The 13,506-nt window shown below is 67.8% G+C and carries 11 protein-coding genes and 2 pseudogenes; 8 read left to right on the forward strand and 5 right to left on the reverse strand.

Annotated features, from left to right (window positions below):
• Positions 1-119: 119 nt before the first annotated feature.
• From CES90_RS47655 to CES90_RS52345, 3 genes and pseudogenes are all read left to right on the forward strand, one after another.
• Positions 120-956, forward strand: a pseudogene (locus CES90_RS47655) (IS256 family transposase); the annotation flags it as partial.
• A gap of 193 nt (positions 957-1,149) precedes the next feature.
• A complete protein-coding gene (locus tag CES90_RS47660; RefSeq protein ID WP_189787935.1) occupies positions 1,150-2,061 on the forward strand; it encodes a helix-turn-helix domain-containing protein in 912 nt (303 codons plus the stop codon).
• A gap of 267 nt (positions 2,062-2,328) precedes the next feature.
• Positions 2,329-2,498: pseudogene (locus CES90_RS52345) on the forward strand (DUF4158 domain-containing protein); the annotation flags it as partial.
• A gap of 161 nt (positions 2,499-2,659) precedes the next feature.
• On the opposite strand, the gene CES90_RS47665 reads toward CES90_RS52345, so the two are convergent.
• The gene (locus CES90_RS47665; protein WP_229914426.1) at positions 2,660-3,376 is read right to left on the reverse strand and encodes a LysR family substrate-binding domain-containing protein; all 717 of its coding nucleotides are present in this window, start codon (positions 3,374-3,376) and stop codon (positions 2,660-2,662) included.
• A gap of 355 nt (positions 3,377-3,731) precedes the next feature.
• Positions 3,732-4,388, reverse strand: coding sequence for a hypothetical protein (locus CES90_RS47670; RefSeq protein WP_189787952.1), 657 nt, complete (start codon positions 4,386-4,388; stop codon positions 3,732-3,734).
• Positions 4,389-4,689: 301 nt separating this feature from the next.
• Between CES90_RS47670 and CES90_RS47675 the strand changes: the two genes are divergently transcribed.
• The 4 genes from CES90_RS47675 to CES90_RS47690 all read left to right on the forward strand — a co-directional run bounded on the left by CES90_RS47675 (position 4,690) and on the right by CES90_RS47690 (position 7,960).
• Positions 4,690-5,649, forward strand: a complete 960-nt coding sequence (locus CES90_RS47675; protein ID WP_189787934.1) for an ArsR/SmtB family transcription factor — start codon at positions 4,690-4,692, stop codon at positions 5,647-5,649.
• A gap of 339 nt (positions 5,650-5,988) precedes the next feature.
• Positions 5,989-6,933: a prohibitin family protein gene (locus CES90_RS47680; RefSeq protein WP_229914425.1), complete on the forward strand. Its 945-nt coding sequence runs from the start codon at positions 5,989-5,991 to the stop codon at positions 6,931-6,933.
• Between the two features lie 449 nt (positions 6,934-7,382).
• Positions 7,383-7,535, forward strand: a complete 153-nt coding sequence (locus CES90_RS47685; protein WP_189787954.1) for a hypothetical protein — start codon at positions 7,383-7,385, stop codon at positions 7,533-7,535.
• A complete protein-coding gene (locus tag CES90_RS47690; protein WP_189787933.1) occupies positions 7,532-7,960 on the forward strand; it encodes a hypothetical protein in 429 nt (142 codons plus the stop codon). The genes CES90_RS47685 and CES90_RS47690 overlap by 4 nt, the downstream gene beginning before the upstream one ends.
• Here CES90_RS47690 and CES90_RS50970 read toward each other — a convergent pair.
• Both CES90_RS50970 and CES90_RS47700 read right to left on the reverse strand, forming a co-directional pair.
• On the reverse strand, positions 7,939-8,892 hold the full coding sequence (locus tag CES90_RS50970) for an NAD-dependent epimerase/dehydratase family protein (RefSeq protein ID WP_229914424.1): 954 nt from the start codon (positions 8,890-8,892) through the stop codon (positions 7,939-7,941). The genes CES90_RS47690 and CES90_RS50970 overlap by 22 nt on opposite strands.
• Positions 8,893-8,962: 70 nt before the next feature.
• Positions 8,963-9,343 carry a succinylglutamate desuccinylase/aspartoacylase family protein gene (locus tag CES90_RS47700; RefSeq protein ID WP_208921731.1) on the reverse strand — a complete coding sequence of 127 codons (381 nt, stop codon included), beginning with the start codon at positions 9,341-9,343 and terminating at the stop codon, positions 8,963-8,965.
• A 631-nt stretch (positions 9,344-9,974) separates the two neighbouring features.
• On the opposite strand from CES90_RS47700, the gene CES90_RS47705 reads away from it, so the two are divergent.
• Positions 9,975-10,562, forward strand: a complete 588-nt coding sequence (locus CES90_RS47705) for a TetR/AcrR family transcriptional regulator (RefSeq protein WP_189788603.1) — start codon at positions 9,975-9,977, stop codon at positions 10,560-10,562.
• A 269-nt stretch (positions 10,563-10,831) separates the two neighbouring features.
• Here CES90_RS47705 and CES90_RS47710 read toward each other — a convergent pair whose 3' ends face one another.
• Positions 10,832-12,829: a ricin-type beta-trefoil lectin domain protein gene (locus CES90_RS47710; protein ID WP_189788602.1), complete on the reverse strand. Its 1,998-nt coding sequence runs from the start codon at positions 12,827-12,829 to the stop codon at positions 10,832-10,834.
• Between the last annotated feature and the right edge of the window lie 677 nt (positions 12,830-13,506).

Genomic DNA, 13,506 nt, shown 5'->3' on the forward strand with positions numbered 1-13,506 from the left:
CGGCCGACGCGTCTGCGGTGGACCGTGCGCACCGCCCGGTTCGTCTTCGACACCGACCGCCGCACCGCGCGGACCGCACTCGACACCATCGACGCCACCGGCAAGGAGGCCCTCGCTCGGCCGGTCTCTCGCCTGCCACGGTCACCCGCCTCACCACCCAGTGGCAGGCCGACCACAAGGCATTCGGCGAGCGCAACCTGGCCGGATACGACCACGTCTACGTCTGGGCCGACGGCATCCACCTGCGTATTCGCTTGGCCGAGGCGAAGTCCTGCGTCCTGGTGCTGATGGGCGTGCGCGCGGACGGCACCGAGGAGCTGATCGCGATGGCCGACGGCTACCGCGAGTCCGCCGAGTCCTGGGCCGACCTGCTGCGTGACTGCGCCCGCCGCGGCACGCGCGCGCCCGTGCTCGCGGTCGGCGTCGGCGCGCTCGGCTTCTGGAAGGTCCTGGCCGAGGTCTTCCCAGAAGCCCGGCACCAGAAGTGCTGGGTTCACAAAACGGCCAATGTGGTCAATGCCCTGCCGAAGTCGGCCCAGCCAGGTGCCCGCAAGGTCCTGCAGGACATCTACAACGCCGAGGACCGCGAGCACGCGCTCAAGGCGGTCACCGTCTTCGAGCATGCCTGCGGCGCGAAGTGACCCAAAGCGGTGAAGAAGATCATCGACGACGTCGAGGAACTGTTGGCGTTCTACGACTTCCCGGCCGAGCACTGGATTCACCTGCGCACGACAAACCCGATCGAGTCGACGTTCGCGACGGTCCGGCTGCGAACGAAGGTCATCCGGGGGGCCGGCAGCGCGGCCGCGGCCCTCGCGATGGTCTTCAAGCTCGTCGAGTCCGCCCAGGCCCGCTGGCGGGCCGTGAACGCACCCCACCTCGTCGCCCTCGTCCGGGCCGGAGCCCGCTTCGAACGCGGCCACCTCATCGAACGCCCCGAGGCTCACGCAGCCTGAACAACCTCAACTGATCCACCGGTCTTGACTATTACTCCCGATCTGATCAATCTGCGGCCTGATCGAAGGCGAGGAGGCGCATGCTGTCGGCGCCGGCGGTGGTGAGGGAACTCAGCGGAGTTCTGGAAAACTCACGGGATGTCGCACTGAGGCGCTTGAGTCTCCAGCGGCTGGAGGGTCCAGGATCTCGCCCATGGACGACGAACACCCCGACGTGCTCACCATCGGCCAGCTCGCGCACCGCACCGGACTTCCGGTGCGTACCCTGCGCTTCTGGGCGGACGAGGGAGCGGTGCCGCCCGTGGCCCGCTCCGCGAGCGGCTACCGCCTGTACGACGCCGAGTCCGTGGCCCGCGTCGAGCTGGTCCGTACCCTGCGGGAGCTGGGCCTCGGGCTCGACGACGTGTGCCGGGTGCTGAGCGGTCGGACCACGGTCGCCGAGGCCGCCAACGCACACGTGGCCGCGCTCGACGCGCAGATCCGCTCGCTCAAGGTGAGCCGGGCCGTCCTGTCCACCGTGGCGAAACGTGGTTCCACCGCTGAGGAGACAGCACTGATGAACCGGTTGGCGCGGCTTTCCGCCGCCGAACGCAAGCAGATCATCGACGAGTTCAAGGAGGAGGTGTTCGGCGGTCTCGACGTCGACCCGGACGTGCGCGACCGCATGCGCACCTTCAGTATCGAATTGCCCGACGATCCCACACCTGAGCAGGTCGACGCCTGGATCGAACTGGCCGAACTGGTGCGTGACCCCGTCTTTCGCGCCCGATTGCGCACGTGGATGGAGCTCAACACGCCCGTACCGGGGCAGGGCCGTCTCCCCGGGGCGTCCATCTGGTGGGCCAGGCAGGTCGTGCAGACCGTCGCGGAGGTCAGGAAACGCGGGGTCGCCCCCGAGGGACCGGAGGCGGCCGAAATGCTGTCCGAACTGTTCGGCGACGCCGATCGGGCCGCCGTGCTGCGCAGCCTGGAGGCCGGAATCGAAGCAGAGGCGGAGCGCTACCGCAGGCTTGTCGCCCGCGTCCGCGGGCAGCATTCGGCGCCCGACGCGACCGAGGAGTTGGAGTGGTTGGCGCGGGCCCTGTGCGCCGCAGATCAGGCCTGACCGGCCGCGCATCCCGCCGAGGTCGACCCTGCGGGTTGAGCGCGAACCCACGGGTCCATCCGTCGAAATCGAGGCAACACGCCCGCGGGTTCATGCTGAAGAACCTTTGGTTTCCGGGAACTCGCGGGCCTCTCCAGGTGTGAGTGGTTGCGGTACAGAAAGTGCCGCTGAGATTGATCTTGATTGGCTAGCACGCCCGCTCGGGGGCGCCGCTGGGGTTCGCGGAAAGGCCGCTGGACGGGCGTCGCCGGCGACTAAGGTCCCGGCGTGCCAGTGGAGTTTCTGACTGAGTGGCAGGCCGAGGCGTACGGGACGTTCGCCGAGGAGCCCACGCGGCCCGGAGCTGGAGCGGTTCTTCTTCCTCGAACGATGACGACCGCGATCTGATCGCGCCGCGTCGTACGGACGTGCACCGGCTGGGGATGGCGATGCAGATCTGGTGAGGCCGAGGGATGGCTCGGCGAGACCGAGGGATGGCTCGGCGAGATCGACGGCATCAACACGACCCTGACCTTCCAACGGACCAAGCAGGCAGACGCCACTCGAACGGTCCGGCGACCGGTGGATCTGGGCCTCCCTCGGCCCCGCGCCTCATGAGTCACTGACCGCAGGGCCTGTCCGGCGGATCTTGGCTGATGGTCGCCAGCAGGCTTGTGACCAGGGGATTATGGTCGTACTCGCGCCAGGCGACGGCCACTCGTGTGCGGGCGGTGCCGGGTTCGATCCTGCGGAAGGCGACGCCTTTGAGGCGGATGCGTCGGGTGCTCGCCGGGGCAAGGGAGACGCCCAGACCGGTTTCTACGAGGGCGCACACGGTTTGCCACTCCACCGGGCGCTGGGCTATCTGCGGTGTGAATCCTGCTGCGGTGCACAGGCTAATGATCTGGTCGTGCAGTGTCGGGCCGACTGCGCGGGGCAGCAGCACGAAGGGCGAGTCCGCCAACTGTGCAAGCTGTACGGCCCGTTGCGTGGCCAGAGGATGAGTGAACGGCAGCACGGCCACGAAAGGCTCGCTGAGTACCGTCCTGAAGCCGAGCTCTGTCTCGTCGGTGGGGGGTTCGCGCAGTAGACCGATGTCGATGGTCTTGTCATGCAGGGCGGCGATCTGCGGAGCGGTGGTCATCTCGTGGATGTCCAGGTGCACGCCAGGAAACTGGTGACGGAAGGTGCGCAGCAGGCTGCGCAGCAGGCCGGGCAGGATCGTCAGGGCGAGGGAGGCGGCGAAGCCGATCCGTAGGCGCCCGACCCGGCCACTGCCGACGGCCCGGGCTGCGGCCAGGCCGTCCGCGAGGTCGGCCCAGCTCGCGCTGATCACTCAGCCGCGAGCCCCAAGTGGACTCGGCCGCGAAGAGGCGACACCTGAACATGCGAGCTCACCAGTCCCGAGGGCCGGCCTGGTCTGCGGGCTGGTCCAGCTGCTGCTGGCGGCACCGCTGCTCGTTGCGGTGGTCCTCGACGCGCTGGGTCAACAGTTTCAACGCCTCGACTTCCCCGACGGTGCCGGACTCGCCACCTTCAGAAGTCCGTTGACAGTCCCGGCGCCCACCTCCGCCACCCGGGTTGCGGCCCTGCCCGGGATCAATCCATAGAACCCCCATGGCCCGTCATAGAACCCCCATGGCCCGTCGGAGAAACCGACGGGCCGTCGATCTGTCGGGGCTGAGCGAGGATCAGAGCCAGATTTTGATGGCTTCCAGGTTGTAGGCCCTGCCTGTGGTACCCACGACGACGGCTCCACCGGATTGCGGGTCCATCCAGCCGATGTTCTGGACGTGGGCCTGAGCGTTCACTGCTCCGGAGCTCACACCGATCGCGAAGGCTTCCATGGGGCGGGCCTGGCCCACCGTTCCCACCGTGAGCTGGTCGCCGTCGTCCGCGCACTGCGTGCCCTGGCAGGGGACGTCGCGCAGATGGGCGTTGACGCAGAACCTACCGGCTCCGCCTACCGCGACCTCCAGGGCTTCGATCGCCTTGTTCAGTCCCACCGACCCTGCGGTACCTCCGTTGCAGGTCGTGCCCAGCCAGCCGTAGTCGGCCACATGAGCGCGGTAGCACACCGCACGTGCGGCGGTGGCCGATCGCTCCTGCTTGGCCAACTCGGCATCGAGGGCTTCTGCCACTGACACGCCCTTGCCATACGTTGTGGACCCTGCTGTCTGGTGGACCGGCTTGTAGGGACCGCCTGCCTGCCCGGACACGGCTGCGACGACCGTCTGCGACCCGGTCGGCGTACCGTGGGTCTGGTGGTGCCCCGCGTACGCCGTACCGGCGGTCACGGCGAGGGCCACCAGCGCTCCGCCTACGACACCAGCGATCTTCGTCTGCATTTCTGTCTCTCCCTGATCGGCCACTCGGGCGGCCCGAGGCGGGCGCGCCAGTCGACAGGCCACCGTCCGCACCGGCCGGCGGCTCGTCGTGGCTTCAGCCTCGTTTCCCTCAGGGGCGCCGCTCCAGCCTTTCGGATTCCTTCGAAACGTCCGGCGTCTCCCGGCCCCGGTATTGGCCGCAGGGCCGGATCAGCACGGCGCGCCCGGATTATTGCCGAGGGAACGCGTGTTGGGTCGGGCAGGAAACAGTCACTTCACAGGGGGTGCCTCGTTGGCCGGCAGACGTTTCTTACTGGGCTCGTTGGACGAGGTACATGTCGAGGTGGCCCGTGCGCCCGGGGCCACGCTCTTCCCCGTACTGCACGAGGTGTTGGGGGGCGCGCGCCACGGTGTGCCCAGGCCGTGGCGGGATGCCGTCAGCACCGCCCTGCCCGCCGCGGCGGACGTGGTGCGTCCGCTGTTCGGGCCCGGTTCCTACTGGGTGCCCGACCTTCTGGCGCTGACGGCCGATGTGCGCGCGACCAGCATGCGGGCCGTACTCTCCGGTCTGGAGGACGTTGATCCGCAGGGTCTCGCGGCCGAGGTGGCCCAGTGCTTCGGCGACCGGGTGCCGCGACCGTGGCAGCGGGTGCTGGACGACCCGGCCGGGATCCTCGCCGCGTACCGCGATGTGGTGCGCGCCGCCTGGCGGGAACTCGAACCGCTGTGGGCGGGGGCGGACGCCCTGCTGGGCAAGGAGGCTGAGCGGGTCGGGGCCGCCGTGGTCAGCCGGAGCCTCGAGGGAGTGCTGACCGGGCTGAGCGCCAAGGTGCGCTTTGCGGACGGTGCGCTGGAGGGGCCCTACAGGGAGTGCGACCGGCATCTCGATCTCGCCGGACGCCGGCTGATGCTGGTGCCCGTGGTGTCCGGCTTCACTGCCTCGATGTACAGCGTCGACCGCGACGATCTGGTCTGGTTCAGCTACCCGTTGCCCGGTCTGGGACGTCTCGGCGCACCCGCGAGGAAGCCGTCGCGCAAGGACGCGCTCACCCAGGTGCTGGGACCGCTCAGGGCGGGCGTGCTGCGGTCCGTGCAGCCTCCGGCGACCGTCAGCGAGCTCGCCGGGCTGCTGAACGTCGGCGTCAGCACCATCACCTATCACTGCGAACAGCTGAAGGCTGCGGGGTTGCTGCGGCGGGAGCGTCATGGTCGCGAGGTGCGCCAGCGACTGACCACGCGCGGTGTCGAACTGGTGGAGCTGTTGTCCGGACCGAGGGCGTGAGCCTCGGGACGGCAGTGGGGCCGGACAGGAATCCTCCCACTCCGGGATGGCCAACGGCTCAGGAGCCAGCCCGCTCCTGCCAACTCCGACTTGCTCTTCACACTCTTCGACAGCCCCTGACACACCGGTCCACGACGACCTTCGAGCGCTCCGGGTTCTACGCCGTCGCCGGGCGTGCTACATGCCCAGTCGGCAAGGGCACAGTCGATGTACTGCTCGGAGTCCGTGACGGAGTCGCGATGGGTATGTCAAGGGAATCGGCCGCTGCACCTTTGTGCCCGCAACAACCTGGGCTACCCACAGGGGCTGCGTACCGGAGAGGGAGCAGGGCTGGTTACGATGCGCTGCGCGTTGCCTGGGGGGCGGCGCGGTTCCGTTTTCCGGAGGGGGATATCTGTGTTTGTGCTGTCCATTCTGCTGCTCATAGCGGCGGTCGTGGTCTTTCTCGTCGGTCGCGGCCGCGACGGCGGGGGCTGGAAGCTCGGGGCGGTGCTCAGTGCGGTGGGGGGTGTGCTGGCCGGCCTGTTCGCCTGTGTCCATGTCGTGAGTGCCTATGAGGTCGGTGTGCCGGTGACCTTCGGCAGGGTCGGCACGCCGTTGACGTCCGGCATCCAGTTCAAGTCGCCGTTCACCGAGGTCACGTCCTTCTCCACCCGCCCAGTGGATCTCAACCTCTATGACAAGGACGTGGTTGAGGTCCGCTCCTCGCAGGGCGGGGTGCTGTACGCGGACGTCACGATCAAGTGGGCGGTGGTGCCGGCGAAGGCGGTCGCGCTGTACCGGCTGGCGGGCAGTGAGGAGGCAGTTCAAGAACGGCTGGTGCTGCCGGACAGCCGCGAGATCGTCCGCAATGTCTTCGCGAAGCACACCAGTGAGGAAGGCTACGCCTCGGCCCGCGAGCAGATCGGCGCGGAGATCGAGGACCTCATCAAGAAGCGCCTGGCGCCGCGGGGGATCGATGTAACTGCTGTCAATCTGCGCAATGTGAAGCCGTCAGACAAGTTGCAGGATCAGATCGACAAGAAGATCCAGCAGGAGCAGGCCACCGAGCGGTCCGAGGAAGGGCAGCGTACGGCAGAGGCAGAGGCAGAGCGCAAGCGGATCGAGGCGGAGGGCATCGCCAACGCCAACAAGATCATCGAAAAGTCGCTGAGCGACAAGGTCCTGTACAACCAGTGCCTGGAGGCCTACAAGGAGGCCGCGAAGGCCAATCCGGTCTATGCGGTGCCGTGCGGTACGGACTCGGGTGGTACGCCGGTCATCGTGAACGGCAGCAAGAACTAGCCTGGCTGTTCCGCTTGAGCGGCGTCCGGATCTTGGGCAGGAACGCGAAAGCCTTCTGACCTGGGACGACGGGGCTTGTCCAAGGCTTCTGTCGTTCCAGCAGGAAGGTGACACACCGCACCTGGGCAAGAGGCGCACCCGCGCGGGCCGGGCCGCCGCTGCGGCCCGGTCGGAGGGCGAGGGCACCGGACACGGTGTCGAGCGCTACCACGGGCAGTTCTGGCCCGCACAGTCATGAAGCCCGGAGGCAGCAGCGGGGCGGTGTCATCGGCCCGCTGCCGCCTCCGGGCCGGCTCAGCCGGCGATCGTCACGATGAAGCCGTCGTCCAGTCCGTCGACGATGCGGTTCTTGGCATGGAAGCTCTTCAGGATGAGCCCGCCTGCCTGGTTGTCGGCTTTCGCGATCGGCTTCGCGGAGAAGTTGAACTCGTCACGTCAGGGTCGTAGTTGTGCTCCGCAGCTCGGAGGAGCCGTTGATGCTGCCGGTGGAGGCGATCGAACTGGACGCCTTCCGCCGCCGTCACCATCACGACACGTTCTGGTGCGGGCTGCTCCTCGGAAGCTGTGGTCTTCAGCTGACCGCGAAGCTCACGAAGCCTTGAGGCGGTTCTTCCCCATCTGGCTTCCAGCGACGCCCAGGAACTCAAGTAGTACGCCAAGCGCCGCCTCCGCCACCAACGGTGCGGAAGGTCACCTGCTGGCTCACCCGCCACCCCACGACGCCGAACAGGTCCGCGACTTCGGCGAGATCCTCATCAACCGCCTCGGCACCACGCCCCCCACCTGGATCAACGCCGTCGATGCCAGCCAACTGCCCGGCCTCACCAACTTCGCACTCCGCATGCTCCGGGACCTCGACGCCGTGACCGCCGACCTCATCCTGCACTGGATCTCCGGCGGCACCGAGGGCGCCGTGAACCGCATCAAGAAGATCACCTCACATCACCCGCCAGCGCCGCTCCGAAATCGGCACCATCCCCTCCCTCAACCCGCCTGGTCGACCGACTACGCAACTTCCCCGCCGTGATGTGGTGGCCTGGGTGACCCTGGCTGTCCTCCTGGTTCGCCCGCTTGGCTCCGGGATGGGCGCTGGGACTCGTTTCGGCGCCGCCAGGTATTGAGGACTTGGTGCTCCTTCGTCGGTTCGATTCCGTGTTCGTCGTGTCGGGGGTGGACCACGGCGGGGTCCCCGGTGGACATCCACGCCCAGGTGTCGCGGACGGTCTCCTCGATCGGACGGCACGAGAAGCCGGCGGCATGGGCGCGGTCGCTTGCCATGGTCCACGCCTGCGGTTCTGGCTGCCACAGAGGCAACTCCATAAGGGGCCTGATGCCGTACTGGTGCAGGAGGCCGTCGTCCGCCCAGGCGAAGGCGGCCGTGGAATCCGTTGCCAGGCGGCAGGCGGCGAGCAGCCGGCCGAAGGTGAGTGATCCGTCGAGCGGTGTGGTGAGGTTGAATGTCCCGCCGTCCTTGGCGGCGGCGACGGCCAGGAACGCCTCGACGACTGGACCAAGGTCGTCGGAAGCCACATAGGTGCTGCTGAACGGCAACGCATCCGGGGGCACAGAACCGGTTGAGCACCGGAGCTGCCCGGCCTGCGCGTCGTGCCACACATAGAACGTCGCCACTCCGGAAAAGCCCAGCTCGCGAATGCGTTCCCGAATGGCAGCAGCAGTCCGTTCAAAGGCAGCGACCACCTCGGCGGCGGACAACGACCTCCTGTCCTCGTCCGCCGCACCCAGCGACCAGGTGTTGGTCTCCCACTCCACCCACCGGTCGCCCGGCTCCAGCGCCAATGGTTCGTCCGCCACCTCAGCGATCCACGTCAACAGCACCAAAGCAGTATCGCGCGCCGGGATGTCGATGCGCGCTCTGCAGCGGCCAGTACGGGGTGACCTGGCAGAGTCTTTGACCGACTGCTGGACGAGTACACGGAGGTATTCGTGCCGCAGGCCCATCTGCCGGGCACCGAGGCAGAAGTGGAGTCACTGCCGGGGCGGTACGTGTCCCGGCCGGGCATGCAACCCGTCAGTGGTGCGGAGTGGCGATGGCGGCGAGATGCGTGCCGGGGCGGACGGAGAGTCCGTTCATGTTGTAGATGATCTTTCCGGTGGAGACGGCGGCGACCTTCTGCTCGGAGCCGTCGATCGGGTCGATGATGCGGCCGATGGTCTGTCCCTCGGTGACCTCGTCACCGGTGACCGCGTCCGGATACCACAGACCGGCGACCGAAGACTCGACCTCGCCTGTCCAGATCCACTCGCGCGGCGGCACGGTCGGCGGCTTGATGTGCTGCGACGCCTCGATGGCACCGAGGTGGTGCAGGAGACGGTACAGGGCGTCGAGCAGCCTGCGCACGGTGGCGGGGTCGCGGTCGCCCGCGAGACCGCGGGATTTGCCCGACTTCACTTCGGAGACACGGACGTCAATCTAGCAGGCTGAAAACCGCCTTGGGTATGGGAAGCCGATAAAGGGACGGTCACAACGACACATGTAATCGTCAGAAAGGCTCGACCGCCCGGGAATTGGTGACCGGACTCGTTCGTAGCCGTTCGCTGAGTGATCGACTGAGTGGTGAATTCCCTGCGCGACAGCCCGCCCGCCTGCACGCACTGCGTGGTAGTTGGCCTCGTGTTCGACGGGCCGAATAGTGCCGGTCGCAGAATTGCAGACGCTGGAGGTTGGACCGGGCGACCTATTCGATGGAGTTGGACAGTACGCGACGAGATCTACTCGACCCCGAACACCTTATTGAACTCGTCGATGAACGCCACGGGTGCATTGACGGCCGGACGGACCGCGCGGTGGCAGATCGTGAACTGTCCAGGGCTCCTCGGTTCGGGGCAGGCGCCGGAAGGCGGGCAGGCCGACTTCCGGGGGCGTGATGGTTCACGGGGTGAGGACGAGGCGGATCGGGTTGCCGGTTTTCTTCTCCAGTCGGATGACGGCGTCGGCCGCCTCTGGCAGGCAGCTTTTTTGACTTGGGCAGCGTCCTTGTCGAGCGACTTGTTCGACAGACTGAGTCGGGTATTATCACGTCATGGCTCATGTGTCCGCGGCGGAGCGCCGCCCTCAACTGATCAAGGCGGCCATCGGCCTCATGGCCAGGGAAGGCGTCGCCGCCGGCAGTACCCGCGCCATCGCCGCCGAGCTCGGCGTGGCGCAGGCGACCGTGCACTACACCTTCGGCACGAAGGAGGAGCTGTACCGGGCCGTCATGGAACAGCTCACGCACGGCCTGAGCGCCCAGGTGACACGGGCCGCGCCCACGGACGCGAGCTTCGAGGAAACCATCGTCACGCTCGCCGAAGCACTCTGGCGTACCGTGCTCGAACAGTCCGCCTCGTATCAGCTGCTCACCGAGCTGAGCATGTTCGCCATGCGTACGCCACACCTGAAGGAGGCTCTTCAGAGCCACTACAGCGAGGTCCTGGCAGTGACGACGAAACTGGTCGACCAGGCCGCCGAACGCACCGGTCACCAGCTCGGCCGGCCCGCTGAGACGATCGCGAGGTTCTTCCTGGCCGGCTTCGACGGACTGACGATGCAGCACCTCTCCCTGCCGGACGAGGAAGCCGAGCGCGTCTGCCAGCGGGCCTTGGTCTCGGCCGTCCTGGCCATGGCCTGAGGTCGCCCCCGACACGACGCCGCACCGCGGCTCCGTCCCCAGCCCCGACGTGTACTCCTCGGGTGGACCCTCGACGGCGTTGGTGCTCAAGACCGGGTGGCTACGGCTGGCACCACGAGGTATCGCTCCATGCGCTGCACCTGGCCCCCGCAGGACCGTCGGGTGCGGCGAACGACGTCGGCCGGCGAGCGTGCGGTTGCCGTTCCAGGACTTCCGCATGCTCGCCGGCCGTTGGTGTCGCGCTCCCGCGACGGGTGCTCAGGCCTTGGTCAGGTGAGGGTCCACTTCTGGTTGCTCTGGCCGTTGCAGGTCCACAGGATCAGCTTGGTGCCGTTGGCCGTTGCCCCGTTCGAGGCGTCCAGGCAGAGTCCTGTCAGGTTGTTGGTGATGGTGCCGTTCGAGTTGACTGTCCATTTCTGGTTGGTGCCGTTGGTGCAGTCCCAGATGGCGACCTTGGTGCCGTTGGTGCCGCTGGTGGGGACGTCGAGGCACTTGTTGCCGTAGACGACGAGTTCGCCGCGCGAGGTGTGCTGGAAGGTCTCGTTACGACCGCCGGAGCAGTCCCAGATCTGGGCCTGGGTGCCGTTGACGTAGGTGTTCTTGTCGATGTCCACGCAGCGGCCCGAGGCGCCGCCGACGAGAGCGGTGCCGTCGGTGCCGGGGATGCCCTGGACACGGAGGGCGTCGATGTCCGGGGCGGTGCTGCCGGAGACCGGGGCGAACTTCACCGTGTTCGCGCCCTTGGCCAGGTGGGCGAGCACGGACACGGTGCGGTAGGTGGTGGCCGAGCCGGTCGGCGGGAAGGCCATGCGGTAGCTGTACTGGCCGTTCACCTGGATGGTGGCCTTACGGGCGGTCGTGCCGCCGTTGGCGTACGTGATGTCGACCAACTTGGTGCCCGCGGAGGCGGCGGTGACGCCGGTGAACGTGGGCGTGGTGGCGGTGGTGGTGTCCTCGAACGTGGAGCCGGTGGCCTCGGTGCCGGAGACGGTGAGCAGGACCGCGTCGTTGGCGGGGACGGAGGTGGTGTAGCCGGTGGTGAACGAGCCGACGTCGGTGCGGGTCCAGGCGTTGCGGACGGTGGCGGATGCCGAGGTCAGTCCGAGGTCGGCCCAGCGGACGGTGATGTTCGCGGCGGTGCCGGTGCGGTTGAACAGCATCACCGCGCGCTTGCCGGTGCCTGAGAGCACCTTGCCGTAGACCTGCAGGCCACGGGTGTCCTCGGCAACCTTGACGCCCTGCAGGCCGCGCGGGTCCTGGTCGATGGCGAGGACCTCGGGGTTGGTGAGGATGTCGCGGGTCTCGGTGGTCATCGTGGCCACGTTGTTGCCGGCCAGCAGCGGGCCACCGGCGATGGACCACAGGCTCATGTGCAGCCGGTTGCGCTGGGCGGTCATACCGTTCAGGCCGACCATCAGCATGTCGGGGTCGTTGTAGTAGCCGGTGTGCTGGGCGGCGGGCTGCAGGGCCTGGTCGAAGTTGCGGTACATCTTCGTCAGGCCCGGCGTCTCCCTGAAGAAGAGGACGTCGTCACTGGTGCGCCACAGGTCGCCGTAACCCGGCGCCCAGTTCCACGGCAGGCCGGTGCCCCACTCGCAGAACGACAGCACCAGCTTGCGGCCGGTCACGGCGGACGCGGCCTCGTTGGCGGCGGCGATCTGCTTGTACGTCGCCTCCTGGTTCAACTTCTCCGCGCGGCCGCCGCACCAGTCGATCTTGACGTAGTCGAAGCCCCAGCGCTGGAAGGTCTCCAGGTCCTGCTGGTAGTGGCCCTCCATACCGGAACCGGGCGTCGCGGGCCTTGTGGTCGGGAAGTAGTAGCCGCAGCCGTCCTTGCCCGCATCGGTGTAGATGCCGGCCTTCAGACCCTTGCTGTGGATGTAGTCGGCGATCGCCTTCATGCCGCCCGGCCACAGGTTCTCGTCGACGACGATGTTGCCGTTCGCGTCGCGCTGCCCCTGCCACCAGCCGTCGTCCAGGTTGACGTACTTGTAGCCGGCGGCGGCCATCCCGGAGGAGACCAGGGCGTCGGCCTGCTGCTTGATCACGTTGTGATCGATGCTGCTGAAGAAACTGTTCCAGGACGCCCAGCCCATCGGCGGCGGGGTCACACCGATCTGGTTGGTGCTGACTGCGGCCGGCTCGGTGGACAGGGGCGCCGATTGCTCCTGGCCGCCGACAGCAGCCAGGCCGACGACGGCGAGGCCGAGGGTGAGGATCTGGGCCGTGATCCGGCGGGTCCATCTTCGTGCGTTGATGTGCGGCATGCGGCTCTCCGAGCTGTGCAAAGAAACACTTTCCAACGAAAGTGCCCACATCACAGCTGTCCGAGGTCGGCACGTCAATACCGCGGCAGCGATTACCTTGGCGGTACGACGGGAACGACCGCTCGAAACCGCCGGTGCTTCCGGCCTCCCCTCCTGCCCGCCATGTCCTGTCAGCTCGCACCGCCAGTCGGCGACTGCCGCCAGGCAATCACACCAGGGTCGTACGACGAGGTCCGCGGGCTGAGGCGAGCCACCATCGTCCACCCGGTGGGCGCCGATCAGCAGGGGTGTACGTCCGGCTGCCGCCTGGACGCTGTCCACGGCCGCCAGCACCTCGCCCGGGGTGCGGCCCAGACCGTGGACGGTGTCACGGGCGGCTGCCCAGGTGGCCCAGCCCTTGAGAGCGTGCCGGTTGGCCGGTTCCGTGCCGCGCGGCGGCCGGGGGGAGCAGGGGGAGGAGGGGGGAGGAGGGGGGAGCCGAGGTAGGAGATCCAGGGCTCGCCGAGCGCGGCGTGGATGACGTTCATGTCGCACGGGCGAGCTGGTGCGGCGGTTGTCGCCGCTCCTCACAAGGCCCGGTGGAGGGCCGATGCTCGACCCGCTCGGGCGTCACCCTCACGCACACGATGGTTCGCGCGGGCCGGTCCTCCGAGAACGCCGCGCTGATCCAGGCTTGG

Source organism: Streptomyces capitiformicae, from assembly GCF_002214185.1.
In the GTDB taxonomy this organism is placed as follows: Bacteria; Actinomycetota; Actinomycetes; order Streptomycetales; family Streptomycetaceae; genus Streptomyces; species Streptomyces capitiformicae.

Coding starts and splice junctions, on each gene's coding strand:
- CES90_RS47660 (WP_189787935.1), top strand. CDS start 1,150: ATGGACGACGAACACCCCGACGTGCTCACCATCGGCCAGCTCGCGCAC.
- CES90_RS47670 (WP_189787952.1), bottom strand. CDS start 4,388: ATGCAGACGAAGATCGCTGGTGTCGTAGGCGGAGCGCTGGTGGCCCTC.
- CES90_RS47680 (WP_229914425.1), top strand. CDS start 5,989: ATGCGCTGCGCGTTGCCTGGGGGGCGGCGCGGTTCCGTTTTCCGGAGG.
- CES90_RS50970 (WP_229914424.1), bottom strand. CDS start 8,892: ATGGGCCTGCGGCACGAATACCTCCGTGTACTCGTCCAGCAGTCGGTC.
- CES90_RS47705 (WP_189788603.1), top strand. CDS start 9,975: ATGGCTCATGTGTCCGCGGCGGAGCGCCGCCCTCAACTGATCAAGGCG.
- CES90_RS47710 (WP_189788602.1), bottom strand. CDS start 12,829: ATGCCGCACATCAACGCACGAAGATGGACCCGCCGGATCACGGCCCAG.